Annotated in this window: 17 protein-coding genes; 5 read left to right on the top strand and 12 right to left on the bottom strand. The window is 66.1% G+C overall.

Translation table 11 applies throughout. The annotated features are described in order from the left end of the window. The first annotated feature begins 86 nt into the window (after nt 1-86). Together EV659_RS10640 and EV659_RS10635 are read left to right on the top strand one after the other, a co-directional pair. Nucleotides 87-1,178: a phytase gene (locus EV659_RS10640; protein ID WP_132708869.1), complete on the top strand. Its 1,092-nt coding sequence runs from the start codon at nt 87-89 to the stop codon at nt 1,176-1,178. 296 nt (nt 1,179-1,474) lie between these two features. Continuing rightward, on the top strand, nt 1,475-2,059 hold the full coding sequence (locus EV659_RS10635) for a DUF427 domain-containing protein (protein WP_132708868.1): 585 nt from the start codon (nt 1,475-1,477) through the stop codon (nt 2,057-2,059). A 93-nt stretch (nt 2,060-2,152) separates the two neighbouring features. Here EV659_RS10635 and EV659_RS10630 read toward each other — a convergent pair whose 3' ends face one another. From EV659_RS10630 to prsK, 7 genes are all read right to left on the bottom strand, one after another. Further along, nucleotides 2,153-5,212 carry a TonB-dependent receptor domain-containing protein gene (locus tag EV659_RS10630; RefSeq protein ID WP_165878843.1) on the bottom strand — a complete coding sequence of 1,020 codons (3,060 nt, stop codon included), beginning with the start codon at nt 5,210-5,212 and terminating at the stop codon, nt 2,153-2,155. Between the two features lie 422 nt (nt 5,213-5,634). Next, nucleotides 5,635-5,760, bottom strand: coding sequence for a hypothetical protein (locus EV659_RS15150; protein ID WP_274600024.1), 126 nt, complete (start codon nt 5,758-5,760; stop codon nt 5,635-5,637). A 28-nt stretch (nt 5,761-5,788) separates the two neighbouring features. Then, nucleotides 5,789-6,709, bottom strand: a complete 921-nt coding sequence (locus EV659_RS10625; protein WP_132708866.1) for a hypothetical protein — start codon at nt 6,707-6,709, stop codon at nt 5,789-5,791. A 443-nt stretch (nt 6,710-7,152) separates the two neighbouring features. Further along, entirely contained in the window at nt 7,153-7,863 is a 711-nt protein-coding gene (locus EV659_RS10620) for a hypothetical protein (RefSeq protein ID WP_132708865.1), read from the bottom strand. Between the two features lie 239 nt (nt 7,864-8,102). Beyond that, on the bottom strand, nt 8,103-9,176 hold the full coding sequence (locus EV659_RS10615) for a polysaccharide deacetylase family protein (RefSeq protein WP_200287453.1): 1,074 nt from the start codon (nt 9,174-9,176) through the stop codon (nt 8,103-8,105). A gap of 52 nt (nt 9,177-9,228) precedes the next feature. Beyond that, nucleotides 9,229-10,614 carry a PEP-CTERM-box response regulator transcription factor gene (prsR, locus tag EV659_RS10610; RefSeq protein ID WP_132708864.1) on the bottom strand — a complete coding sequence of 462 codons (1,386 nt, stop codon included), beginning with the start codon at nt 10,612-10,614 and terminating at the stop codon, nt 9,229-9,231. Then, complete coding sequence (gene prsK, locus EV659_RS10605; RefSeq protein ID WP_132708863.1) at nt 10,611-12,686, bottom strand: XrtA/PEP-CTERM system histidine kinase PrsK; 2,076 nt, start codon at nt 12,684-12,686, stop codon at nt 10,611-10,613. Before prsK ends, prsR begins: the two co-directional genes overlap by 4 nt. Nucleotides 12,687-13,019: 333 nt before the next feature. Here prsK and prsT point away from each other — a divergent pair, with 333 nt between their 5' ends. Next, complete coding sequence (prsT, locus tag EV659_RS10600) at nt 13,020-15,800, top strand: XrtA/PEP-CTERM system TPR-repeat protein PrsT (RefSeq protein ID WP_132708862.1); 2,781 nt, start codon at nt 13,020-13,022, stop codon at nt 15,798-15,800. 493 nt (nt 15,801-16,293) lie between these two features. Then, nucleotides 16,294-17,238, top strand: coding sequence for a PEP-CTERM sorting domain-containing protein (locus EV659_RS10595; protein WP_165878842.1), 945 nt, complete (start codon nt 16,294-16,296; stop codon nt 17,236-17,238). A gap of 166 nt (nt 17,239-17,404) precedes the next feature. Here the strand turns inward: EV659_RS10595 and EV659_RS10590 are convergent, their stop codons facing one another. After that, nucleotides 17,405-18,484, bottom strand: a complete 1,080-nt coding sequence (locus tag EV659_RS10590; RefSeq protein ID WP_132708860.1) for an NAD-dependent epimerase/dehydratase family protein — start codon at nt 18,482-18,484, stop codon at nt 17,405-17,407. Nucleotides 18,485-18,649: 165 nt separating this feature from the next. Between EV659_RS10590 and EV659_RS10585 the strand changes: the two genes are divergently transcribed. Next, a complete protein-coding gene (locus EV659_RS10585) occupies nt 18,650-19,051 on the top strand; it encodes a hypothetical protein (RefSeq protein ID WP_132708859.1) in 402 nt (133 codons plus the stop codon). Nucleotides 19,052-19,233: 182 nt separating this feature from the next. On the opposite strand, the gene EV659_RS10580 is transcribed toward EV659_RS10585, so the two are convergent. The 4 genes from EV659_RS10580 to EV659_RS10565 form a co-directional block, all read right to left on the bottom strand. Further along, nucleotides 19,234-20,475, bottom strand: coding sequence for a glycosyltransferase (locus EV659_RS10580; RefSeq protein WP_132708858.1), 1,242 nt, complete (start codon nt 20,473-20,475; stop codon nt 19,234-19,236). Then, nucleotides 20,472-21,638 carry a glycosyltransferase family 4 protein gene (locus tag EV659_RS10575; protein ID WP_165878841.1) on the bottom strand — a complete coding sequence of 389 codons (1,167 nt, stop codon included), beginning with the start codon at nt 21,636-21,638 and terminating at the stop codon, nt 20,472-20,474. The genes EV659_RS10580 and EV659_RS10575 overlap by 4 nt, the downstream gene beginning before the upstream one ends. A 39-nt stretch (nt 21,639-21,677) precedes the next feature. After that, the gene (locus EV659_RS10570; protein WP_132708856.1) at nt 21,678-23,051 is read right to left on the bottom strand and encodes a TIGR03013 family XrtA/PEP-CTERM system glycosyltransferase; all 1,374 of its coding nucleotides are present in this window, start codon (nt 23,049-23,051) and stop codon (nt 21,678-21,680) included. A gap of 132 nt (nt 23,052-23,183) precedes the next feature. Then, a complete protein-coding gene (locus EV659_RS10565) occupies nt 23,184-25,127 on the bottom strand; it encodes an XrtA/PEP-CTERM system amidotransferase (protein WP_132708855.1) in 1,944 nt (647 codons plus the stop codon). Nucleotide 25,128 lies beyond the last annotated feature (1 nt).

The raw sequence follows: 25,128 nt of genomic DNA, 5'->3' as shown, positions 1-25,128 counted from the left end.
CCTCTGCCACCCAGCGGCAGAGGGGCGCGGGGTAAGGGTGGCGGCGATCCGGCGGCCCCTTGCGTTCCCCTTCAAAGAGATCCAGCATGATGAACTACCCTGTTCTTACCACCACCACCCTGGCACTGGCCCTGGCGCTCGGAGCCGCTCCGGCCGCCCTCGCCCAACAGACGTTGCCGGCGTCGGTGTCGCCCAGCGCCGAGACCGACACCGTCGACACCCTCGACGACGCCGCCGACGATGCGGCGATCTGGGTCAACCCGGACGACCCGGCGCACAGCCTGATCCTCGGCACCGACAAGACCGCCGGCCTGCGCGTCTACGGGCTCGACGGCGCCGAACGCCAGATGCTGGCCACCGGCCGGCTCAACAATGTGGACCTGATCCAGGGCGTCGCCACCGGCCAGTGGTCCGGCGACCTGGCGGCGGCCAGCAACCGCAGCGACGATTCCGTGGTGCTGTTCTCGGTCACCGCCGCGGGCGCTGAACAGATCGGCCGCTTCTCGGTCGGGCCCGAGCCCTATGGACTGTGCATGGGCCGCACCGATGCCGGCCCGGTGGTCTATGTGGCCCACAAGCAAGGCTATGTGCAGCCCTATCGGATCACCGACCCCACCGACGACAGCCCCGAAGCGCTCAAGCCCGCCTTCTTCGACAGCCAGATCGAGGGCTGCGTGCACGACGGGGAGTATGACCGGCTCTATGTGGGCGAAGAGGTGGCCGGCCTGTGGGCGGTGCCGACCACGCGCAGCGGCCTCGCCGACGGCGCCAAGACGCTGTTCTACGCGGTCGGCGACGCGGCCGCGCCCAAGGCCGACATCGAAGGCGTCACGCTCTACGAGACCGGCGAGGAAAGCGGCTATATCCTGATCTCGTCCCAGGGCGACGACAGCTATCACGTGCTGACCCGTGCCGACGCGCCGCAGCCGGTCGCCCGGTTCCGCATCGCCGCCGACGCCAGGGCCGGCATCGACGGCACCCAGGAGACCGACGGCATCGCCGCCACGCCCGCACCCTTGGGCGCCGACTACCCGCAAGGTCTGTTGGTGGTTCAAGATGGCTTCAACGTCGAGCCCGGCGTCGACGGCGACGGCCGCCCCGCCGACGACATGCCGAAAGCCGCTCAGAACTTTAAGCTCGTCGACTGGCGCCGCATCGCGCCCCTGCTCGATCGCTGACCGGCGCAATCGCCGCCCTGCGGCGCAACGACCCGGCGGGCCGGGCCCGCCGGGTCTTCTCTCCCAGCCGCACCGCGCTAAACTCAACGGGTGAAGCGGTGAGGCCGGCGCACCGCCTTTGGGGTGCGGGCGCCAAAAGGGTCGGGCGCGCCCTTCGGGTTGTGGCGCGCTTGAGAGCAAGCGGCAAACGCCCAAGGTGTCCGGCGTGGCCGGGCACCGACCCGGCGGCCTCGCCGCGCCTTGCTATCACAGCTTTTTCCGGTGCCGGGCGACGGCGGCGCCGAGAGGGTTTTGACATGCCAAGCCCCCCCATCGACTTGGACCGCCTGATGCCGGAGATCCAGACGGCGCGGTTGGCGTGGCGCGACCGGCCCCGGCCCCACGACATTGTCACGCCGAATCCCGGTCAGCGATCGGTCTGGGATTTTCCCCGCCCGCCACGGGTCGACGCGGTGGACGCCCGTTGCACGGTCGACTTTGCCGGACGGCGCATCGCCGACAGCAACGCCGTCCTTGCGGTGTGTGAAACCGCGAGCGCGCCGGTGTACTACTTTCCCGCCGCCGATGTTGCGACCGACTGCCTGGTGGCAAACCCGCATCGGACGCTGTGCGAATGGAAAGGAATTGCGGCCTATGACGATCTGGTGGTCGGCACCCGGCGCGCCCAGCGCGCGGTGTTTTGTTTGGAGACACCCCTGACCGATCTGGGCATGGGCTATGAGCGGCTGCTGGACCATTACGCGTTCTACCCCGCAGCCATGGACCGCTGCTGTGTCGGCGCCCATGTGGCGACGCCGCAGCCAGGGCAATTCTATGCCGGCTGGGTCACGCCGGACCTGACCGGCCCGATCAAGGGCCCACCCGGCACCGGCGGCTGGTAGACAGCGCCCCGCCGCGAACCATGGCCAAAAAAAAACCGCGCCCCTCGCAAGGGGCGCGGCGATTTTTTTCGGTCGGTTCGGACCCGGCGTGTCTTAGTAGCGGAAGTTGACGCCGAAGAAGATGAACCGGTCGATGTCATAGGACGCAGGGAACGTGTTGCCGTTGCCCGGCGCGGTCCCCGCCGACGTGGTGATCGGCGCCTGATTGTTCAGCAGGTTGTTGGCGCCGAGGCGGAATTCGGCGAAGTCGGTGGCCTGCCAACGCACCACCAGGTCCAGATAGTTGCGGGTTTCGAGCACCGCATCCACCGGGTTGCCGGAGGTCCCGTTCAACTCCACATCGCCGAAGTAGCGCCAGGTAGCGGTGACGCCCACATCCCAAGGCGTCTGCCAGTTGGCCAGGAAGATGTGGCGATATTCCGGGTTCGGCACCCCGCAGCCGCCACGGTAGAGGCCCTGACACTCCACCTCGTCGGTGCCCTCGATGGGCGTGAACGAGTTCGACCGCAGCCAGGTGGCGTTATAGTCGAGGTTCAGCGTCCCGGCATTGCCCAGGCCGATGGCCTCCAGGTCGAAGGAGTATTTGGCCGAGAAGTCCACACCGGTGGTCTTCAACTGGGCGATGTTGTCGAGCGGCGTGCGAATGCCCTCGAAGTTCGAGTTGTCGAGCCACAGCGTGCCGAACTGGTCGCGCTGGATCAGGCTACAGAACCGCTCGTCGCCATTGGCGATACAGCGGTCAAGCGTGGTCTGGGCCGGGATCGTGGCGATCGCCCCGTCGATGGTGATGTTGAAGTAATCGACCGCCAACGAGAAGCCGGGCAGGTAGGACGGCGTCCACACCGTGCCGACGGTGAAGGTATCCGACACCTCGGCTTCCAGATCCGCATTGCCGCTGGTGACGATGTTGTACTGACCCGCCGGGTTGTCCTCGATGGTGCCGTACTGCGCCGCCGTGACGCCGGTGTTCTGGCATTGGGCGAGGCTGGCCGAGGGCGAGGGGATGCTGTCGGTCGGATCGGTGGTGCCGGCGCACGGATCGAACAGGCCGTTCGGGCCGGTCGCCAGGTCCACCAGACCGGTGTTCTGGGTCAGGAACAGGTTGAACACGTTCGGCGCCCGGATCGCGCGCTGGAACTGCACCCGGAAGCGGATGTCGTCCACCGGCGCATAGTTGGTGCCGACGAAGAAGGTGTTGGTGCCGAAGTCGTTCGACGTCGGATTGCCGGTGATCGGATCGTCGCCCTTGGTCGAATACTGCGACCGGCGGTAGGCACCGCTCAGCGACAGTTCGCGGATAAACGGCGCGTCCTGGACGATCGGGATCTGGGTCTCCATGAACAGCTCGAACACCTCGACCTGGCCCGACACCGGCAGAGTGCCGCCGCCGACGCCGGTCAAGCCGCGGCCGCCCGGGATCTGCGAGACATCGTCGGGGATCCGCTCCAGTTCGTCCTTCCGGTATTCAAAGCCGGCCAGCGCCGAGACGCCATCCTCGGCGAACGGCGAGGTCAGGCCATAGCGGCCGAAGTCGCCCTGGATGGTGCCGCCAACCACGCGCTGGTTGGTCTCGCCCACGGTGATGCCGACGCCCTGGACGAAGTCGACCGCATCCTGGGTGACCAGGCTCTGGCCATCGGCGGTCCGGCCAAGAATGTTCCACGGCACGCAGCCGGCGTCGGGGTTGCGGGCCGGGTCACAAATCGGCTGGCCATTGGGGCCTTCGACGACGAACAGCGCCTGTTGCACCCGATCGAAGTTGAGGTCGTTACGCGAGATGTCCTGAGTCTTGACGCGCGAGAACTGGCCGAACGTCTCCCACTGGAAGTTGTCGAACAGTTCGCCGCGGAAGCCGGTGACGATCCGCCAGTTGGTGTTATCCAACTCCGAGACCCGCGGGTCGCCTTCCACGTTGCGGTGGCTGTTGAAGAACGCCCGATCCACATTGTCGCGCTCGCCGTTCTCGAACGCTTCGATGATGGCGCCGCAGCCGAGCGCGTCGAAGAAGGTGCCCACGCCCTCGCCATTGGGCCCGAGACCGTTTTGCAGCAGCGGGTTGTCGCAGTTGATCTGGAACGGCCGGTTGAACGACGCCGACGGCGCGATCTGCGCGGCTGTGTTGTTGTTCATGAACGACAGGTCCATGAACACTTCCATATTGTCGGTGATGTCGTAATGGCCGCGGGTGTAGAGATTGAAGCGCTCATTCGGGCGCTGGAAGTAGTTCAGCGGACCGAAATTGTAGGTCTGCGCCGGACCGCCGACCAGCGGCACGAGCGTGCCGTCTTCCTGCTGGAACAGGGCGCCCAGATCGGTGTTGAAGCGGCGGAAGTTGGACGAGCCGACGCAGCCGATGCCGCCGAAGCCCAACGGACCGTCATTGGAGCCGATGGCACAGGCGCTGATGTCGCGGTCGCCTTGCAGGATGGCGTTCTGGTTCTGGTAGGCCACATGGGCGGTGATGTTGCCGCGGCCGTCGGGGCTGTTGGCGCCGACGGTCAGGGTGGCGAACACATCGCGCCCGTCGGCGGTGGATTCCGCATCGGGGAAACCGGCCGCCGCGGTCACATTCTCCATGAAGCTGTTGCTGTTGCCCGAATGGTGGAAGCCCACCTGGCCGTCGAACTCGATGCCCTCGAAGTCGTCCTTGAGCACGAAGTTGACCACACCCGCGACCGCGTCCGAGCCGTAGATGGCCGAGGCGCCGCCGGTGACCACGTCGACCCGTTCGATCAACTGGGTGGGCACGATATCCAGGTTGGCCGCAGCCGAGCTGTCCGAGCCGAAGGGCAGACGCTTGCCGTCGATCAGCGGCAGGGTCCGCACCGCGCCGAGCCCGCGCAGGTCGACGGTTGACGTGCCCGTGGCCCCGTTCACCGCCGAGCTGGTCTGCGCCCCGAAGGCCGACGGCAGCACGTTCAGCACTTCTTCGATCCGCACCGCGCCCCGGCTGTCGATCTGTTCCGAGCCGATCTGCACCACCGGCACCGGCGAGCTGATGTTGGTGTTGGCCAGCCGCGAGCCGGTCACCACGATTTCTTCCACTTCCAGCGTCGCGTCCTGCTGGTCGTTCGCCGCCTGCGCCGTCGCCCCGGCCGTGGCACAGAGCAGCGCCACCGCCGACGTCCCAAACAGCGCCGTTCGTTTAATCAAGCCGTCTGTCATCGTTGTGCGTTCCCTCATACAGACTTGTCGGTTGGTATCGTGTCCCTTGGGCGCCTATTGTCCGGTTCGCGACTGCCGACTCAGCCCGGCCGGCACATTATTGCCAAAAACCCCAAGTCACCGAGGTGATTAGATCGGGCGATCCGAAGCCTGTAAAGTGATTATCCGAACCAAGAGATGTCGAAAAATGCGGATGTTGCAAAAACACAACAGCAGCAATGTCTTTATAGTCATCCTGAAATATGGCCGCCCGACGAGAAAATAAACCTTCGTTGCACGATCATGCGGGTCCGCCGATGCCCGCCGCACGCAAAGCCGCTCGGTGTGGCGGCAGCAATCGCCGCGCATTTTTTGAATCGGTGCCGGGAAAACGTGGCGCCGACCCGGTTTCGGGTCGGCGCCAGACCGGGTCAGAAGGCCGCCTGCAACCCGAAGGTGAACTGACGGCCGACGATGTCATTGAACAGATTGTCGGTGCCGCCGATGCTGGCCGACAGAAGCGGGCTGTCCACCTTGTCCAGCACATTGTCGACCACCAGCCGCGCCGACAGATTGTCGGTGAGTTCATAGCGGCACGTGGTGTTGTACGGGCGAAAGGCCGGGAATTCGGTGATGTCTCGTGTCGCGTGACTCGGGCGCCGCCGAGTTGACCTCGACAAAATCGATCAGCGGCAGATCGGCGCCGAAGGCGGTGCCGTTGGCGATCACCGGGATCAGCACCTCGCCATAAAACTCATCGGAGTTGAAGCTGCCGCCCACATTCTGCACCCGCTGGTTGGGGTTGATATTGGTGCCCTGGCCCCCATTGAACGCCCCCCCCTCCTCGCGGTGGACGAAGCCGAGTACCAGGGACACTGCGCCGGCCGGCAGGTCGAACAATGCGCCGCTGATGTTGGCGCCGGCCACCTGCTGGGTGATTTCGCTGAACTGAACCTGGTCCTGAAGCAGGTAGTTCAACACATCCTGGTCGTTCTGACTGATGCCGAAGGGGTTGAACGGCAGACACTCTTCGATGTCGGTGGGCACGTTGGGCTGGCAGAGCGACCCGTCGCCGGGCAGGTCCAGATCGTCGAGCGTATTGACCCGGCAGACGATGTCGCCGGTATTGGGATCGCGCACCGCGTCGAGCGCGAGGGCATAGCGCTCACCATTGATGGTGGTCTGGCTCGGCGTGGGGTCGGTGACCACCCAGCGATCCAGAGGCGACACCAGGGTGTTGGTCTCGGGCAGACAGGTGACGAGATCGTTGTTGCCGCAATCGGCGTTGCGCGAGAAGAACATGGTGTCGATGTCGCCGAGCCTGGCCTGCTCAAAGGTCATCAACTGACCGCTGGGCCCGAACGTCAGCGGGTTGCCGTGCTCGTCATTGATCACCGTGCTCGGCGCCGGAGACTGGAACGGCCCCTGATCGGCCGCGAAACCGGGGGAGGTGGGCAGCGGCGTCCCACCATTGGGCACCTGCCAGACATTGGACTGGTCGCCCAAACGGGCTCGGGCTGCCCATCTCGGAAGGCCATGGCTCAGAGTGGTAGCGGTCGGCTGCCCGGGGACATGGACCGCGCCCCGGCGTCAGCCCGATACGGGCGGCCGGCGCGCGGCGAACAAGCCATCATCCGTGCGGCGAGGCGGGAGGGGCAGGAGGGGCGGACGATCGCGGCCGAAGCGGACGCCCCAAACAATATGCCGCCACCGACAGGATATCGGCAGCGGCTTTCGTGTCTGCAGCAGCCCCATGGTCCCCGGCCAGCGCAAGACCGGCCAGCGACGGCATCGGACCGCGCGGAAGGAACCGGCCGCAGCGGCGACCGCCCTGCGGCGGATACACCGCCCGGCCATCCGACGCCACGACCCGCGGATCGGATGGGATCGCGGCTACCGGTTGCCCGAGACCGGCGTCCAGCCGGGGCGGTCTGCTCCGGGGTCGTTTTTCAGCCGGTGCGGCGGCGCCGCGCCAGCCCGACCAAGCCCAGCCCGAGGCCCAGCGCAAGCCCGGTGGCCGGCACCGGCATCTGAACCGGCGTGTGCATCAGCCCCATCAGGGCGAAGTCATCCAGAAGCCCGACCGCGCCAGAATACAGGTGCAAGGTCTTCACCGGCATGACCTCGTCGAACCAGATCAGCCCCTCGCCATTGTTCGCATCGAGGTACTCGGCGCCATCGCCGCCCGGGTCGAGAGCGTGACGCACCACCGAGTCGGCCCCGACCCTCATCTGTGTGCGCTGCTCGCCGTCCATGACCATGGCGGCCACATCGGTGCCCCAAAGCCAATGATGATCGAACTCGGCGAACATCATGCCGGTCAGGCCGACCACGTCGTCGAACGTGATCACCAGCATTTCGGCACCGTTGATACGATGATCGCGGGTATCGAAGGGATCGCTGTCGACCCCAAAGCCATCATCGGCGCGCCAAGAGATCTCCTCGCGCTGCCAATCGCAGAACAGGCACGGACCATAGGCCTTGATCGTGAAACCGATGTTCGACCCGGCGAGCGTGCCGGCATACGCATGGTCGCCGTCCGCCGCGGCGAACGTCTGATCGCGGAAGTCGATAACCTGGGAGACCGGCCCGGCACTGGCCCGAGGAGCCGCCGCGAGAAAACACGCAGCGACCAGCAAAACACGCAAAACCATAATCATGACACCCTCTTACATCCATACAGGCGAACTATCCGTCAGGTTGCACTTTGTGTCAATTGTTTTTGTTAACAACTTCTTAACGCTCAACGCTTCGCCGCCCGGCGATGCCGTAAGCCGGGTGCGACCGTCGCCGCCAGCCCGCCCTCTTGGGCGACGACGCCAAAACGGCCCGACCCGCGGGCGCCGGCACCGGCGTTGCGATACCGATCGGCTGATCGGGCGGCGGGCGGTCGGCACCGCTATGGCGTAGGATCGCCCGGCACCGCCCCGGCGCTCAGCACGCCCGCCCGCCACAGCGCCCGAACCTGGGGCGGGGTCGTGGCCACGCCGCCGAAAGCACCGAGGAAAAAGGCGAAAAAGCGCTCCATCTCGCCCAGGAAACGATCCAGGTCGGCGGGCGTGCGCACATAGGGCGTGTGGCCGGGCACCATGGAGGGGCTGTGATAGGTGTAGCTGAAAACCCGTACCCCGTCGCGATGGAGCGCCCGCACCAGCCGGATATGGTCGCCTGCATCGGCGCCTTCGGGGCTCAGGCGGATGCGTTCGAGCAAGCCGCTGCGCGCGGCGATGCCGGGCAGCCGCAAGGCCATGCCCCGGCGCCCGCTCAAGCGCGGGAACAGCGCCCGCCCCCGGCCGCGCAAGGCGCCCGCGAAACCGACGCTGAGCGGCAGTTCCATCACCCCGGGCGCGCCGGCCAGGCCGCGCACCCATGGCCCCTCGGCGGTGAAGTCGGGCCCGGTGTCGGCGGCGAAGCTGGTGTAGGGGACCACGCTGGCGTCGATTTCATAGCCCAGGTCGGCCAGGATCGCCGGCGTATTGGGGCCGAGCCCGTAGCGGCCGGCCTTGTAGACGGTCGGCCGGTGCCCGAACGCCTCGGCGATGGTCTCGGTCAGCACGGCCAGTTTGGCCCGTTCCAGCGCCGCGGGCAGATTGCCGGGGTAGGAATGGCGCCGGCTGACCGCCTCGTCATAGGGCGGGTTGACCCACGGGTGCAGGTGCGCGCCGATCAACGCGCTGCCGGCGTCCTGATAGCCCTTGAGGGTCGCCGCGGCGTCGGCGGTCGCGGCCACGGGATGGTCGATCACATAGGTGGGCGTGATACCATAGCGGGCGAACAACGCCTGGGCGCGGTCCTGGTGGGCGATATTGGTGACGCCCCGGCTGGCCCGATCGAACGGCGCCGACCAGTCGAATTCCTCTTCGGTATCGATGACGACGCACAGAAGCGGCCGGTCGCCCCGGGGCGCATCGGTGCCCCCGGGGGCGGTGGGTGCATCCGCCGCGGACGAGGTTGTCGTATCAGAGACGGCCATGATCTGGTCCCGATCGCGCAGACGAGGGCGGAGGCAAGCGGCGCGGCAGACCCTAGCGCAGCCCGTGTTCGTCGAGAAGCTGGTAAAGACGCGGCCGGCTCACCTCCAGCAACCGGGCGGCCTCGGACAGATTGCCGCCGGCCGCCGCCATGGCCTTGCGCGTGGCGTCCAACTCGGCATGGCGGCGCGCCTCCTTGAGCGACACCACCGCGTCGCGATCCTGATCGGGGGCGGCCAGTTGCAAATCAGCCGCGGTCACCCGACCGTCGGCGACCGCCGCCGCGCGCTTGATGCGGCTTTGCAACTCGCGCACATTGCCGGGCCATTCATAGTCCATGATCGCCGACATGGCCTCGGGCGCGAAGCCGGGGCAGTTGAGCCCCTGCTCGCCCGCCCAGCTTTGCAAAAACCGCTGGGCGATCAACATGGCGTCTTCCGGGCGCTCGCGCAGCGGCGGGATCGTCACCACCGCCTCGCCGATCCGGTAATAAAGATCCTCGCGGAATTCGCCGGTCTTGATCGCCTGTTCCAGATCGCGGTTGGTGGCGGCGACCAGCCGGAAATCGACCGCTACCCCGGTGCGCCCGCCGACCCGCTCGACCATGCGCTCCTGCAGCACGCGCAGCATCTTGGCCTGCAACGCCATCGGCATTTCGCCGATCTCGTCGAGAAACAAGGTGCCCTTGTGAGCCTGTTCGACCTTGCCGATGGTGGTTTTATGGGCACCGGTGAAGGCGCCCTTTTCATGGCCGAACAGTTCTGATTCCAGAAGGTTCTCCGGGATCGCCGCGCAGTTGATGGCGACGAATGGCCCCTGGTCGCGCGGGCTCAGGGCATGCACCCCTTGGGCGACCAGTTCCTTGCCGGTACCGCTTTCGCCGGTGATCAGCACCGCGACGTCGGTGCGGGCGATCCGCGCGACCTGCTGGCTGACCTGGTGCACTTGCGGGCTGGTGGTCAAAAGCCCCGGGATCTGCGATTGCGCCTGGGTGGCCTGAAGCGCCTTGTTCTCCTGCTCGATCTCATACAGGCGGCGCGCGCGTTCGACGATCAGCCCCAATTCGTCCAGGTCGAGCGGCTTTTGATAGAAATCATAAGCCCCAAGCGCCACCGAGCGCAGCGCATAGGAGCGATCCTTCTGCCCGGTCATGACGATCACCTTGGCACTCGGCGCCACGGCGAGCAGTTCTTCGAGCGCGGTCAGGCCCTCGGTCGCCTCGTCGGCGTTGGGCGGCAGGCCGAGGTCGAGCAGGACCACCGCCGGTGTGCGCTTATGCGCCGCCGCCAGCGCCGAGGGACGGTCGCCGCACGTCTGCACCTGGAAACCGTCGAACGCCCATTTCAACTGACGCGCGATGCCGTCGTCATCGTCGACGACCAGCAGGACCGTCTTCGAGGCGGTCGTTTTCGAGGCGGTCACGGGGTTCGAGCCGGTCATGAAGCGGCAGGCTCCGCCACCACCGCCCCGACCACCGGCAGGCGCAGGCGCATGGTCGTCCCCGACCCCGGGCTTGAGATCACGTCGAGATCACCGCCCTGCTCGCGGGCAAACTCGCGGCACTGGTAGGCGCCGACGCCATAGCCCGATGCCTTGGTGGTGCGAAAGGGCTGGAACAGATAATCGCGCACGAACTCAAAGCTCATTCCCGGCCCTTCGTCACTGATGTCGAGGACGATTTCACGATCACTCAATGCCATGGAGACCTGGACGCTACCACTACTTCCGTTCGCTTCACAAGCGTTTGACAACAAATGGCCCAGAACCACGGTGAACCGCTCGCGGGAGGTGCGAATGCGCGCACCCTTGGCGGCTGCGTCGGCAGCCAAGCGCACCGGACAGGGCGCCGACGCGGCCCGCTCGGCCACCTGCTCGCGCACCATATCATAGGCGCGCAGTTCCTCCTGGGGTTCCAGCGCTGCCTCGCCGGCTTCGAACCGGGCCAGACGCTTGAGCATCTCCTGAAGCCGGTCGACGGCATTGTTGATCGTCGTCTGGATATCGTCGCGAAATGCGGGGTTGTCGTAATGGCGCTCGAAGTTGCGCACCATGACCGATAGTTGCGACACGATGTTCTTGATGTCGTGGGCAACGAAGGCGTACTGGCGGTTGAATTTGGCGAACTGCCTGGTCTCCTCCAGGCTGCGCACCGCACGGTGTTCCTTGACGAAACTGCTGCATTGCCGGGCAATCAGCATCAACAGGTCTTCGTCCTGGGCATCGATGGTATGGGGCGCGCGCGGCGGACTGAGCACGATGACCCCGACCAACGAGCCCCCCCAGGGCAGCGGAATGGCCGCCCAGGCCGACGGGTCGGCGCCAAACGGGCTGGCGGCCAAGCGACGGCCGTAGAGACAGGTCCAGTCGCCCGTGCGGTCCTGGAACAGCGCCTCGGCGACGCGGCCGGGCTGCACGCCGGCGGCGCGGTAGTTCCAGGTCGCCGCCAGGTGCAGTCGACCGGCCTCGGTCAGCCACAGCGCCCCGCCCGGCACCTCCATCAGGTCGGCACACGCCCGGATGATGCGCGTCTCAAGCGGGCTGTCCGGGTCTTCTTCCGACAGGGTGTGCATGAACTTGCGCCATTCGAGCGCATAATCGTAGCGCTGTACGTAGAGGTGCCGACCCACGAAGCCCTTGATCCGCGCCCGGGTACTGCCCGAGGACAACAAAAACGCCACCAGCAGAATCGACGCCACCAGCAAGCCGTCGCGCAGCGGCACCACCATGGTGCCGACGCCACGCTCCAACAGCAGAGCGACGACGGAGACCGCCAACAGATAGGCGCCAACGCCGATCAAGGTGATCGAATAGAGCGCGGCCTGACGCGAGACGACGATTTCCTCGGCCCAGAAGCCGCAGCGATGCACCCCCCAGGCGACCAGCGGCACCGCCACCGCGTTGAGCAGGGCCGACAGGTTGACATACTCCACCCCCGGGAGCCCCATGGCCAGCGACTGCGACAACAAGACGAGGTCGAACGCGAACACCATGGCCAAGGGGAAGCAGATGAATTTGAGCGCCCAGCGCTTGGATTCGCCCGCGGCGTGAAAGACGCCAACGGCCAGCAACAGCGCCAGGATCGTCGCCAGCAGGTCGAGCGTCAGTTCGGTGCGCAGGGCCGCCGCCAACTCGGCACCGCCACCCCCCGGCCCGGCATAGACCAGCACCGCCTTGAGACCCACGAGGAGCACACTGCCGAGCGACCCGGTGAGCGGCAAGCCGCTCAACCGGCCCGGCAACATGCTGGCCAGAAACACCGACCAAGCCGCCAGGTGCAAGGTGTACAGCACCGACGCGACCGCACCGCCCGGCCCCGTCACCAGCAGCGCCCCGGCCCACAGCGCCTGGCCCAGCGCGGCCGAAGCAAACAACCGGGCCTGCCAGCCACGCCACCCGGCAACCGCCACCACGACGGCCATGACAAGGAAACCGGTGGCGGTGATGCCGTTGGCGATCACGTAAAGCTGGTGTGGGTCGCCAGGTCCCAGCCGCGACAACAATATCATTCCCATGCCCAAGCCCCCATCGTCGGCGACATGCCGACCCGCGCACCCCGCGACATCCCTTGGCGTGCCCGGCGCCCCCTGCCCGGCAGCCCCTTGCCCGTTCGTCTGTGCCCACAGGTCCTTATCAGAGGTCCCGGCCCAGCGGGGCGGGGCCTCGCCCAGGGGCCCTTGCCCGGGTGCCCTTGCGTTGTGCCTGAGCGATGGGAAGGATATGTAGTGGTCGGGGACCGGTCAATCGGCGATGGTCGGGCGCCGGCGCCCCCAATCAGCGGGCGATAACGACGGCGGAACGACCGTCGCCACGGAATAGGAAACGCGAAACGAGGGGTAGACACCATCATGTTGTCCCAGAAAGTCACGATCGCGGCCCGACGCCTTATGATCGGCCTGATCGCTGTGGGTCTGGCGGCCTGCTCGGAAAGTGACCCGATCGAACAGGCCGAGGGGTTCATCGACGCCGGACGCGAGGCGATGGAGAACGGGCGCTATCAAGCCGCCGAGATCGAATTGAAGAACGCCGTCAAGGTCGCCCCCGACTATGCGCCCGCGCGGGTCGCGCTAGGATCGCTGCACCTGGCTCGCTACGATCTCGCAACGGCGGAAAAAGAGTTTCGCCGGGCGCTGCAATCGGGCGGCGATCCGGTGACCGTGTGGCCCAAGCTGATGCGTACCCTGGTCGAAGCCGGCGACTTCGACGCCGTGCTCGACGCGGTCAAGCAGCTCGACCCGACGGTGCGCGACCTGTTCGCCGTCAAGTTGGCGCGCACCGACGCGCTGATCGGGCTGGGCCGGGTGGATGAGGCCGAGGGGGTTCTGGACCGGCTGCCCGGCAACGCCGGCGCCGAGATCCTGACCCGCCAGGCGATGATCGCGGCCAGCCGGGGCGATGAGGCCCGCTTTCGCGCCCTGGTCACCGAGGCGATCGAAAGTCCGACGCCAAGCGCCGACGCCTGGTTTCTGAATGGCCAGTTGCAGGTGCGCGACGGCAATCTCGACGCGGCGCGTGAAAGCCTTGCCCGCGCCTATGCGATCGAGCCCTATGCCTCGGATACGGCGACCAATTATGTGGTCGCCCTGCTGCGCACGGACCAGCTTGCGCAAGCCGAAGAGGTGATCAAGACCTATGCCCGGACCGCCGGCGAACTGACCCTGGGGCTGGCCCATCTGCGCAGCGTCGTCGCCTTACTGCAAAAAGACTATGAGACCGCGAAGACCACCTCGGAGCGGATTCTGAGCGCCAACAGCGATTTCACGCCGGCCATGCTGGTCGCTGGTTTCGCCAACAACGCGCTGAAAAACGATCAACTGGCGGTCAACCATCTGAAACGGGTTCCCGGCGGCACCCCGGGCCTGCGGGTCACCATCGCCAAGACCCTGGCCCAGTCTCACATGCGCCTTGGCGAGCCGCAGGCGGCCTTGGAAGCGCTCGAAGCGGTGCCGCTCGGCGAAGACGGCATGGCGCGCCGCTTGGCCGTGCGGGCGGCGCTCGAAGCCGGCGACCGCGACCGGGCACGCGATTTGCTGGCCGAGTTGGCGGCGACCGAACCCGACAATTCGGCGCTGGCCAGCGGTCTGGCGCTCATGCAATTGGCCACCGGCGAGACCGCGGGCGCGCGCGACACCCTGACCAAGCTGCGCGAGGCCGGACAGACCGTGTCCGTCGAGCAGAGCATGCGCATCGCGCTGCTGCAATTGCAGGCGGGCGACACCGATGGCGTCCGCGCCATCGCCCGGGATCTGGCGGACGCGCCGGAGCGTCCCGCGCTCAGCCCGATTCTCGAAGGGCTGGCTTATGTGCGCGACGGCGACATGGCGGCGGCCGAAGACCGCTTCCAGCGCGCCCTCGACATCGAGCCGGGCAACAATATGGCCGTCCTGTCGATGGCGGTGATCCGGCAGCGCCAGGGCAACACCGAGGAAGCCGAACGGCTGCTGCGCCAGGGGCTGACCGCCGGCGAGGCCGATGACAGCCTGCTGCCTGCGCTGGTCAAGGTGCTGTTGTCCCAGGGCCGCCTGGACGATGCGGTGGACGTGCTGGCGCGCCAGATCGACAGCCAACCCGACAGCGTGATCGCCCGGGGCCTGCTGTCGCGGATACGCCTGGCCCAGGGACAGCCGGACGAGGCCGCCGAGCTGGCCAGCGCCGGCCTCGACCGGGCGCCGGACAACCCTGCGTTGCTGCGCCTGCTGGGGCTGGCCCGGTTCGAGCAAGGCGACCCCGGCGCCGCCACCACCGCGTTCGAGCGGCTGGTCGACCAACGCCCCGAAGATACCGCGGCGCTGCTGCTGCTGGCGCGCGCCCAGGCCGCCGATGGCGGTCTCGAACAGGCGCTGTCGACGATCGAGAAATCGGTCGCTCTGGCACCGGACGCGGTAGAACCGCGACTGGTGCGCACCCAGGTGCTGATCGGCTTGGATCAGGACCGCCGGGCACGCCTGCAATTGGACGCCCTGAAGGAACTGGCGCCCGACGACCCGCGCGTGCTGCGCCTCGCCGGCCAGGTCGCCGTGCGGCAGGACCGCCTTGCCGACGCGCAAGACTATTTTGAGACCCTGATGGACGTGGAGGCGTCGAACGAAAACCTGGTCTCGCTGTCGCGGGTGATGGCGCGGCGCGGCCGATCGGACGACGCGGTTGGCCTGTTGCAGCAATGGCTCGCAGAAAAGCCTGAAGATGCCTTCGTGCGCGCCTTTCTGTTCAACCAGTTCCTCACCGCCGGCGACTATGATGCGGCATGGGCCGCTTATGAGGCGTTGCCCGATACCGGGCAGCGCTCGTGGATCATGCTCAACAACGCCGCCTGGACGGCGCTGCAACTGGACAAACTCGACACGGCCAAGGATCTGGCCGAACGGGCGCTGGATCAGCGCCCGGACGAGCCCCAGGTGCTGGATACCCTCGGGGTCATCCTGCTCGAACAAGGCGACACCGCCGCGGCGCGCGAGCATCTGGCGACGGCCGCGGCCAACAGCGCGCTGCCGGACGTGCGGCTTCACTATGCCAAGGCACTGATCGCCGACGGCGCCGGCGAGGAAGCCAAGCCGGTCCTGCGCGACCTGGCCCGCACCCGCTTCGCCGGACAGGAGGAAGCGCGCACGCTGCTGGCGCAATTGCCCTGACCATCCGGCGCCCCTTAACGGCGCTTCGGGTCCGAGCCGGTGCGGGGGACGCTCTCGCACCGGCTTTTCTTTGGTCGGCCAAGACCCCTTGCCGCCAACGCCGCGGTGGCCGCCCTGCGAGCCCGGCGCGGCCCGATGGACGAGCCTCGCGCCTGCGATCCGCACCGCCGCCCCGCCCGACCAAGCAGACCAGGGCAAGGATCCGTCACCCTTGACGCGCTCTCGCCCCAACCGGTCGACCGGCCGCAGATCCGCCCCCGCGCCCCGGTGTCAGCCATTCTTACGCCCTCGGAATTGCCGGCGATCCGGCTGTAAAGAATACTGACAAGGCCGCGGCCGGCCGCACCAGAAAAGCAAAATCGATACTTAAATCAATGTTTTATATGACTTCGTGGAGTTGGCACAGCTCATGCTTGTTAACCAGCAATCCGCAATCCCGTGCGGTAAATGACCGACCGCCTAATTCAACAGAGGAAACGACATGTTCGCTCCCATGATCAAAGGCTTGGCCGGCGCTGCTGTCGCCGCCTTGCTGGCCACGGCCCCGGCTGCGGCTTTCCCGACCAGCTTCATCAACAATGGTGGCACGACCACCTTTGAGGACGACAGCGGTGAATTCGTGCTGCGCCCCGATGGTCAAGGCGGCTTCACCCAGGTGAGCGGCCAACTGCAAGCAGGTGACATCTTCGCCGGTATCCTCGACATCACCTCGATCGGTGGCGACGCCAATCGCCTTGACGGAATTGGGACCGAGGTCACCGGCGTCTTCGCGCTGCAATTGGACTCGATCACCAACATCGGCACCCGCACGATCGGCACCACGGCGGGCGGCGAATCCTATGCGGACGGGGATTTCACCTTCACTGCGGCGTCATTGACCGATTTCAACTCGATCTTCGGCCTGACCGGCAGCAATGCGGCGACCGATGCCAACACCGTCCTGCGCCTGTGGGACGACCCGAACAATAACTTCACCCTGGAACGCGGTGATGTGAGCGACGCAGCGCCGGACGACGATTTCGAAGCGAACGATTTCGCCCAGGCGATCGCGCTTGCCACCGACGGCGATTTCCTTGCCAACGCGATCCTCGACCCGAGCTCGTCCGACATGTTCATGGCCTTCGATGTGCCGCTGTTCCTCAGCACCTTCGGCGGCGGCGGCCTGACCGGCGACCTGTTCCCCGGCGTGTCGAAGTTGGGCGATTTCATTGGTGGACTGACCGTGACCGCTTATGACGGCCCGGGTGCGCTGGTTAACAACCAACTGGGTGTCAGCGGGTCGCTGCTCGCGCCTGCCGATGCCAATGGCGGCGACATCTTCCCGGTGCGCAACGACGCCGATTTCGCCTTCAACCTGATCCCGGCCCCGGCGACCATGGGCCTGCTGGGCTTGGGTCTGCTGGCCGCAGGGGTTGCCGGACGCCGCCGCCACGCCTGACAACCGCCACGCCACCTGCCGCCGGCCCGTCCCGGCGGCAGTCCGGTAGCGATCAAACGGCCGCGGGAGCGCCGCGGGAGCCGTCGAAGAAGAAAGGCCGGTGGATTGCACCGGCCTTTTCTCGTTGGATGGATTGGACGCGATGCCGGGATGCGGGCTATGCGCCTCAAAGCGCGTAATAGCGGCGGTACCAGGCGACAAAGCGGCGGACGCCCTCTTCCACCTGGATGCGCGGGCGGTAGCCCGTGGCGGCAACCAACGTGTCCACGTCGGCATAGGTCTCGGCCACGTCGCCCGCCTGCATCGGCAGCAGGTTGCGCTCGGCCCTGGCGCCTAGTTCCTGTTCCAGGATCTCGATATAGCGCATCAATTCTACCGGCCGCTGGTTGCCGATATTGTGGACCCGCCACGGCACGCCGGCGGTCGCCGCATCGGGGGCATTGCCATCCCATCTCGGGTTCGCCTCGGCGGGCGTGTCGAGCGCCGCGACCACGCCGCGCACGATGTCGTCAATGAAGGTGAAATCGCGCTTGTGCTGGCCGTAGTTGAAGACGTCGATCGGCTCGCCGGCGAGGATCTTGCGCGTAAACAGGAACAACGCCATGTCGGGCCGCCCCCATGGACCGTAGACCGTGAAAAAGCGCAAGCCGGTGACCGGTATGGCGAACAGGTGCGCATAGGCATGTGCCATCAACTCATTGGCCCGCTTGGTCGCCCCATAAAGCGACAGCGGATAGTCGGCCGGGGTCGAGACATTGAACGGCATGTCGGTCACCGCCCCGTAGACCGAACTGGTCGACGCATAGACCAGATGATCGACACCGGTGTGGCGCGCCCCCTCCAAGATGGTCAGGAAGCCGGTCACATTGCTGTCGATATAGGGAAACGGATCGGTCAGCGAATGACGCACACCGGCCTGGGCCCCCAGATGCACCACGCTGCGGATCGACCGGGTCGCAAACAGCCGTTCCATGGCGGCACGGTCCGCCAGGTCGATCTCGTGCAATTCGAATGCGCCCCGCGCCTTGCCGGTGGCGTCAACCCCGGCCAGCAAATCGACGGTATCGGCGTCCGCTTCACCGCCCTCGGCAAAGTCTACAACGCGCCGTATCCTTGCCCGCTTCAAAGAAGGATCATAATAATTATTGAAATTATCGACGCCAATGACGTCATCGCCGCGCCCAAGCAAGTACAATGCAACATGGCTTCCAATAAAACCCGCAACACCTGTCACAAGGACGGCCATAACCATCACCTTAATAAAAATTTGACAGAGCCATTTTCTTAGAAGCTAATACTCACCCCGTCAATACGAAACCCAATTCATCCGGCAGAACCGCAGATACAGCGTAAAACCGCTTGCCAAAAAGACGCTTGCCATACCTCTCTTTATCGAATAACCGCCTTTCGCATGACCTCAACCGCGGCGACGCGCAAGCGATGGCCTCCCGCGCCGACGCGCCAGTCACCCCACATCAAATATTTTACACGCAAAGCATTGTCCATCGCCAAAAACGGCACAATTCCCCAGGTGGCGAACGTTTTTCGCCATAACCCCTTGTTAACTTTTTCTAGTGCAAGATATAGTCGTCAAACAATAAAGGTGCGACTCCGGCGGAAGGAGCAAAACATGGCGACTCAGGCACAGATCGAAACCACGACCGATTATGACCCCATCGGCCGCAAAGCGCCAACCGGCGCCCGGCCTATGACCCAGGCAGCCGACCCGACCCGCGGCGGGCCGCGACTGGCCTTTACCGCGATCCTCGGGTTGAGCGCCCTGCTCTGGCTGGGCTTGATTGCCAGTTTCTAATCGGGCTCAGGCCGACCCGGCACCCCCCGCTTACTGACCGGCGGCCTTTGCGCCCGATCGCCCAAAGCCTGACATGCCATGGTCGATGGCAGGTCGGGCCGGTTGTGTTGGGGCCCGTCGCGCGGCCTTGATCCAGGGGCCAAAGCCCGGGGTCTTTGGCGGCTGGCGATCGGTCGGTCGCGTCACGCCTCGGATCGGTACGCCGACGGATCGCCTTGCCCCGCCGGTCGCCCGGATCGCCGGCGGCGGTCGGCGATGATCCGCTCGAACAGCGCCATTTGCCCGCGGCTTGTTGCGGTCCACGAGAAGTCTTCGGCATAGGCTCGAACCGCCGCGCCGTCTGCCGCTTGAGCGAGGACGGCCGCAACCGCTTCGGCGACCGCCGCCGCCGTGCGCTCCGGCACCACCCGCCCGGCCACATCGGCCCGGACCACCTCGGGCGAACCATTGACCGCCGTCGCCACCACAGGCGTGCCGCACGCCATGCTCTCCAGAAGCACATTGGGCCAGCCTTCCCGCGTCGACCCCAGGATGAGCACATCGGCCGCGCTATAGATGGCGGCCAACCGGTCATGGGGGAAAGCGCCCAGAAACCGCACCCGATCCGCCAGCCCGAGTTGCCGGGCCAGGGCGCGCAGCGCAGCTTCTTCAGGGCCGGTGCCGACGATCCACAGCCGACCCTCGGGCGCTAACGACAGTGCCCGGATCGCCAGATCATGGCCTTTGCGCTCGATCAGATGCCCGACCGATAGCCAGACCGCTTCCCCCGGCCGACCATGCTCGGCCCGCAACGCCGCGGCCGCGTCGGGCTCGGGGCGGAACACCGTGGCGTCGACGCCGTTGCGCAACACCGTCACCCGCTCGCGCGCCACGCCCAAGGCGGCCAGATCGTCGGCCAGGGCGTTGCACACGGTGATCAGGCCCGACGCGGTCTCGGCCGCCCATTGGATTTGCGCCCGACAGCGGGGATAGCGCGGGATCAGGTTAAGGTCGGTGCCCCGACCGGTGATCGTCAGCGGCAGCGCGAACTCGCGCGCCAACATCGCCGCCGCCACGCCATCGGGATAGAAGTAATGCGCGTCGATCAGGTCGACCGGCACCCCGCTTTGCACAGCCCGCCGAACGGCTGCGCGCGCCCCCAGATAGAGAAGCCGGGGGGCTACCGACATGCCCAGCTTCGGGATCACCGGATAGCGCGGGTGGCAAATCGAGAGGCCATGGCGCTCTTCGCGCGCGGGGACGCGGGCGAACCGGCCGTAAGCGCCGAACGCCCGACCCTTGAACGGGAACCACGGCACCGGCGCCACCACCTGCGCCTGCCAACCGCTCTCGGCCAACAGATGACGCAGCCGGTTCTCGACGAAAATGCCGTGAAAGGGCTGCTCGGCATTGGGAAACAGCGAAGAAAACAGCAGGATATTCACGCCCGCCCCCCGATCGCGGCGGCATAGAGCCGGCGATATGCCTCCACCATGGTGTCGATACCATAGGCCTGCTCGACCCGCCGCCGGTTGGCCGCCCCCAATGTCTGCCGCAACGCCGGATCGCCCACCAAGCGCGCCAATGCCACGCCGAACGCCCGCTCGTCACCCTGGCCACACACAAACGGCAATTGCTCCGGCGGCAGGATCACCTTGATGTCGCCGGCATCGAACGCCGCCACCGGCAAGCCCGCCGCCATGGCCTGCAACAAGGCATTGGGCATCTGCTCGGTCTCGGACGTCATGACGAAGACATCCGCCGCCTGCAACGCTGCCGCCACATCGTCGCGCGCGCCCGGCAACGCGACCAAGCCCGCCAGCCCCCGGTCCGACACCGCCCGTTCGAGCGCCGGGCGCTCCGGTCCGTCGCCGGTGATGACGACGCGAAACGGCGGCCCGGCCTGAGCGCCAGAAGCGGCAGCGAGCGACGCCACCGCCGCCACCAGGCGATCCAGGCGTTTCTCGGCGCGCAACGGCGCCACGGTGGCCACGGTCACGGGGCGCTCGCCGCCAGGGCTGGGACGGCGGGCCTCGCCCCGTTCAGCCGGGCGGAAAAGCGCCGTATCAACGCCGTTCGGCACCAGCTTCGTCTTGGCCGCCGCGGCCCAACTGTGCCGGGCCGCCAGCCGCTGCAGGGTATAAGACGGCACCACCAGCCGGTGCGCACCACGCAGCGCCACCGCGCGATAGAGATTGCGCCGCAGTAACGGCTTGTGGGCCTCGTCGGGCCCGAACCCGCTCTCGAAGTGCAGGTGCGCAGGCCCGCCGGACAAGGTCCGGCCCAGGCACCAATCCATCGCACCAAAATTATAGGTACACAGCAGATCCACCGGCACCCGTTTCAGATAGCCCATGATGGCCAGCAGATTACCGCGCCGCGCCGCTGCCGGCACCGCCGGCGCGGCCTGGAAATCGGTGCCGGCGCGGACCCGGGCGAGCGCGTCCATCCGCCCGTCGAGCGCCACCACCCGATGGCGAAAGCCGGCGCCGAGCCGATTGGCCACGTCGACGATCCGGATCGGCACCCCACCGACGCAGAAGGTGGGGAAGACATGCAGCACGGTGCACGGGTCGGTGCTGCCGTCACCCTCCACCGTTCCCGTCATACGCCGAGCCGCACCATCATCCATAAGCCCGCCCGGCCCCTATCGCGCGCCGTCGGCCCACAGGATCACCCGCACCGTCTGCAGGGCGATCGACAGGTCGAAGATGATGGAGAAGTGTTTGATATAGTAGAGATCGTACTCAAGCTTCTTGCGCGCATCCTCTTCCGACGCGCCATAGGGATAGTTCAACTGCGCCCACCCGGTGATGCCGGGCCGGACCCGGTGGCGTTCCTGATAGAACGGGATCTGTTGCGCCAGCTGCGTGACGAAGAAGGGCCTTTCGGGGCGCGGACCCACGAAGCTCATATCGCCGCGCAGGACGTTGAAGATCTGCGGGATCTCGTCGATCCGGGTCTTGCGGATCACCCGGCCCACACGGGTCACGCGGGCGTCCTGCTTGCGCGCCCATTGCGGCGCGTTGGATTGTTCCGCGTCATTGCGCATGGAGCGGAACTTGATCAGCGTGAACGGCCGACCGCCCAGACCGACCCGCTCTTGCGTGTAGAAGACGGCGCCTGGGCTATCCAGCTTGACCGCGATCGCCGTCAGGATCAGCAACGGCAAGGTGAAGACCAGCAGGATCAAGCTCAGACCGATGTCGATCGACCGCTTCATCACCTGATGCAAGGCCCCGGAGCGAAAGCCCGCGGACTCGAAAAACCAACTGGGACGCAGCGCCTCCAGATCGATGTGCCCCTCGGCCTGTTCGCAGAAGGATTGGTACTCGGTGACCTTGGCCCCGTTGAGCCGGGCGTCGATCAGCTTTTCCAACGGCAAGGTGCCCCGCCGTTCCTCCAGCGCCACCACGACCTCGTCGACACTGTTGTCGACCACATATTGCCCGAGATTCTCCGGCATCCTGGTGACCTTGGCCGACTCGACCGCCAGATCTTTGTCCTCCATGGGGATGAAGCCCTTGATGCGAAACCGCGTCTCGCGCCCGCGCTGAGCCAGAGCCTCAAGATGCGCCGCCTTGTCGCCCGCCCCAAGCACCAACACGTGGCTCTTGGTATGCACCGAATCCGTCAAGCGCATGAAGGCATAGCGCAAAACCAGCATCACCGGGATCGAAGCAAAGACCGCTTTCACCAGAACAATCGGCGGCAAACCCAAAAACGAAACAAGCAGAACAATGAAGCCATACGCCGCGAACCCAAGGATGAACGCGGCGAAAAACCGCAAGAGAACATCGAACACGCTAGCCCCCACACGCCAAGTATAAAGGCCCAACGCGTACATCATTGCCTGGACCGTCAAGGAGACCAGCGCCAACCGGAAGATCGACATACCGATGTCGTCGGGTAGCGCAAAGTGGCCCTCCAACCGATAGAGACTGATACCAAAAATTGTCAGAAGCAGTCCGTACTCAAGTAGAGCAAGAAAGGCTAAAGGTCGAGAAAATCTCGAACGCATTGTTGGCCCCCAATTTCTCGTCCTCCCCAACGACCGGCGGACGAACCATCGGCCAGTTTTTCGCTTTTTTGGCCCGAGGTCAAACGCACGGCCGTGACCGGATCTTGCCGATTGTCGCTGTGGACAGCGCCCTTAGGTGAAACTCGGCTCCCTACACATGGTTTCTTGAGGCTTCTTACTTTCGATTTGGTGAACGTTTTCCAAAAAGCCGGCAAACATCACCAAGGCCCACAGGGGCTGGGTATAGTCTCGCGCGCCGGACAGATGGGCCCGCACCATCGCCTGCACCGCCGACCGCTCGAACAGCCCCGACTCAGCCAGCGCCGGATTATCCGCCAAGCCCTCGATCCGGTTGCGCAGCGGGCCGCGGAACCATTGGCCCACAGGCACGCCGAATCCCATCTTGTCCCGATACAGGATGTCGTGCGGCACATGGGTCTCCAACGCCTTCTTGAACAGAAACTTACCCTCCCGTCCTTGCAACTTGAGCGCCGGCGAGACACGGCCGGCCCATTCCACGAACGGGTGGTCGAGCAGCGGCACCCGCACCTCCAGGCTGTGGGCCATGCTAGCCCGATCCACCTTGGTGAGAATATCCCCAGGCAGATACGTTTTCATGTCAAGGTATTGAATCTGGGCCAGATGGTGATCGCTGGGTGCATCGGCCAGATGCTCGGCGAACAGCTGCGGCGTTCGATAGCCCTGAAGGTTCCGCTTCATGGCCGGAGAATACAGGCGCTCGCGCAAGTCGTTGGGCATCAGCGAGACGCTGTGAAAATAGCCGTCGGCCGAATTGCGCGCCAACGCCTGCAAGGTCGCCTTGGCACGCAGCGGCCGCGGCGCCCAGTCCATTTTGGGGTAAAGCCGGCCGGCAAGCCCGAACAGCGGCCCGCGCAACGCCTGGGGCAGCCGGCGGCGCACCCGCTCCTCATAGTGGTGCCAGCGGTAGCGACGGTAGCCGATGAACACCTCGTCGCCGCCATCGCCCGACAGTGCCACCTTCACATGACGGCGCGCCTCTTCGCACACCCGATAGGTGGGCAAGGCCGAGCTGTCGGCGAATGGCTCGTCATAGACGCGCGGCAGGTCGGCCACCAGGTCGAAGTCATTGGGGTCGACGGTACGGCTGTGGTGGCGGGTGTGGTAGCGGTCGGCCATGGCGCGGGCATAAGGCGCCTCGTCGAACGCCTTTTCGCCGAACGAGATATTGCAGGTGTTGACCGGCTCGTCCTGAAGCGTCGACATCATCGCCACCACCGCGCTCGAATCCACGCCGCCCGACAGGAACGCGCCCAACGGGACATCGGCGATCATACGCAGCCGCACCGCCTCGCTCATGCGCGCCATCAATTCGTCGCCCAGGGCGTCCAGCGGGCCGTCCACATCGCCCTCGAAACACGGCGTCCAATAGCAGCGCGGCACCGGGTGCGCGTCGCCGCGGCGTAACAGAAGCGTGTGCCCGGGCGGCAGCTTCGCCGCGGCGCGATAGATCGAGCGCGGGTCCGGCACATAGCCGAGCGCGAAGAAGTCCTCCACCGCGCGCGGATCGAGCGTCCGATCGAGATCGGGATGAACCAGCAACGCCTTGAGCTCGGAGCCAAAGATCACCCGGCCATCGGGCAGACAGCTATAGTAGAGCGGCTTGATGCCGAGCCGGTCGCGGGCCAGGAACACGCAGCCCCGGGCCCGGTCGTAAAGCGCAAAGGCGAACATGCCGCGCAGGCGCTCGACGCACGCCTCACCCCATTCCTCCCAGGCGTGAACGATGGTCTCGGTGTCGCTGCGGGTCTTGAAGCGGTGGCCGAGCGCGGTCAGCTCCGACATCAGATCCTGAAAGTTGTAGATCTCACCATTGAACACCACGGCGACGCTATCGTCTTCATTGAAGATCGGCTGGTGCCCGCCGGCCAGGTCGATGATCGACAAGCGGCGATGGCCCAGGCCGACGCCCGGTTCGATCAGATAGCCGCTGTCGTCGGGACCGCGATGGGTCAAGGCGTCGGTCATCGCCCGCACCAGCCCCCGATCGACCGGGCGATCGCCGCGCAGGTCGAACAATCCCGCCAATCCGCACATG

It is taken from the genome of Rhodothalassium salexigens DSM 2132, assembly GCF_004341375.1.
In the GTDB taxonomy this organism is placed as follows: domain Bacteria; phylum Pseudomonadota; class Alphaproteobacteria; order Sphingomonadales; family Rhodothalassiaceae; genus Rhodothalassium; species Rhodothalassium salexigens.
The sequence above is the reverse complement of the archived record's forward strand: the minus strand, read 5'-3'. Positions and strand labels throughout refer to the sequence as shown.

What these genes read in the sequence shown, in the direction of transcription:
- EV659_RS10640 (WP_132708869.1), top strand. Translation starts at nt 87, where the DNA reads ATGATGAACTACCCTGTTCTTACCACCACCACCCTGGCACTGGCCCTG.
- EV659_RS10635 (WP_132708868.1), top strand. Translation starts at nt 1,475, where the DNA reads ATGCCAAGCCCCCCCATCGACTTGGACCGCCTGATGCCGGAGATCCAG.
- EV659_RS10620 (WP_132708865.1), bottom strand. Translation starts at nt 7,863, where the DNA reads ATGATTATGGTTTTGCGTGTTTTGCTGGTCGCTGCGTGTTTTCTCGCG.
- EV659_RS10615 (WP_200287453.1), bottom strand. Translation starts at nt 9,176, where the DNA reads ATGGCCGTCTCTGATACGACAACCTCGTCCGCGGCGGATGCACCCACC.
- prsR (WP_132708864.1), bottom strand. Translation starts at nt 10,614, where the DNA reads ATGACCGGCTCGAACCCCGTGACCGCCTCGAAAACGACCGCCTCGAAG.
- prsK (WP_132708863.1), bottom strand. Translation starts at nt 12,686, where the DNA reads ATGGGAATGATATTGTTGTCGCGGCTGGGACCTGGCGACCCACACCAG.
- prsT (WP_132708862.1), top strand. Translation starts at nt 13,020, where the DNA reads ATGTTGTCCCAGAAAGTCACGATCGCGGCCCGACGCCTTATGATCGGC.
- EV659_RS10595 (WP_165878842.1), top strand. Translation starts at nt 16,294, where the DNA reads ATGATCAAAGGCTTGGCCGGCGCTGCTGTCGCCGCCTTGCTGGCCACG.
- EV659_RS10590 (WP_132708860.1), bottom strand. Translation starts at nt 18,484, where the DNA reads ATGGCCGTCCTTGTGACAGGTGTTGCGGGTTTTATTGGAAGCCATGTT.
- EV659_RS10585 (WP_132708859.1), top strand. Translation starts at nt 18,650, where the DNA reads ATGACCTCAACCGCGGCGACGCGCAAGCGATGGCCTCCCGCGCCGACG.
- EV659_RS10575 (WP_165878841.1), bottom strand. Translation starts at nt 21,638, where the DNA reads ATGACGGGAACGGTGGAGGGTGACGGCAGCACCGACCCGTGCACCGTG.
- EV659_RS10570 (WP_132708856.1), bottom strand. Translation starts at nt 23,051, where the DNA reads ATGCGTTCGAGATTTTCTCGACCTTTAGCCTTTCTTGCTCTACTTGAG.
- EV659_RS10565 (WP_132708855.1), bottom strand. Translation starts at nt 25,127, where the DNA reads ATGTGCGGATTGGCGGGATTGTTCGACCTGCGCGGCGATCGCCCGGTC.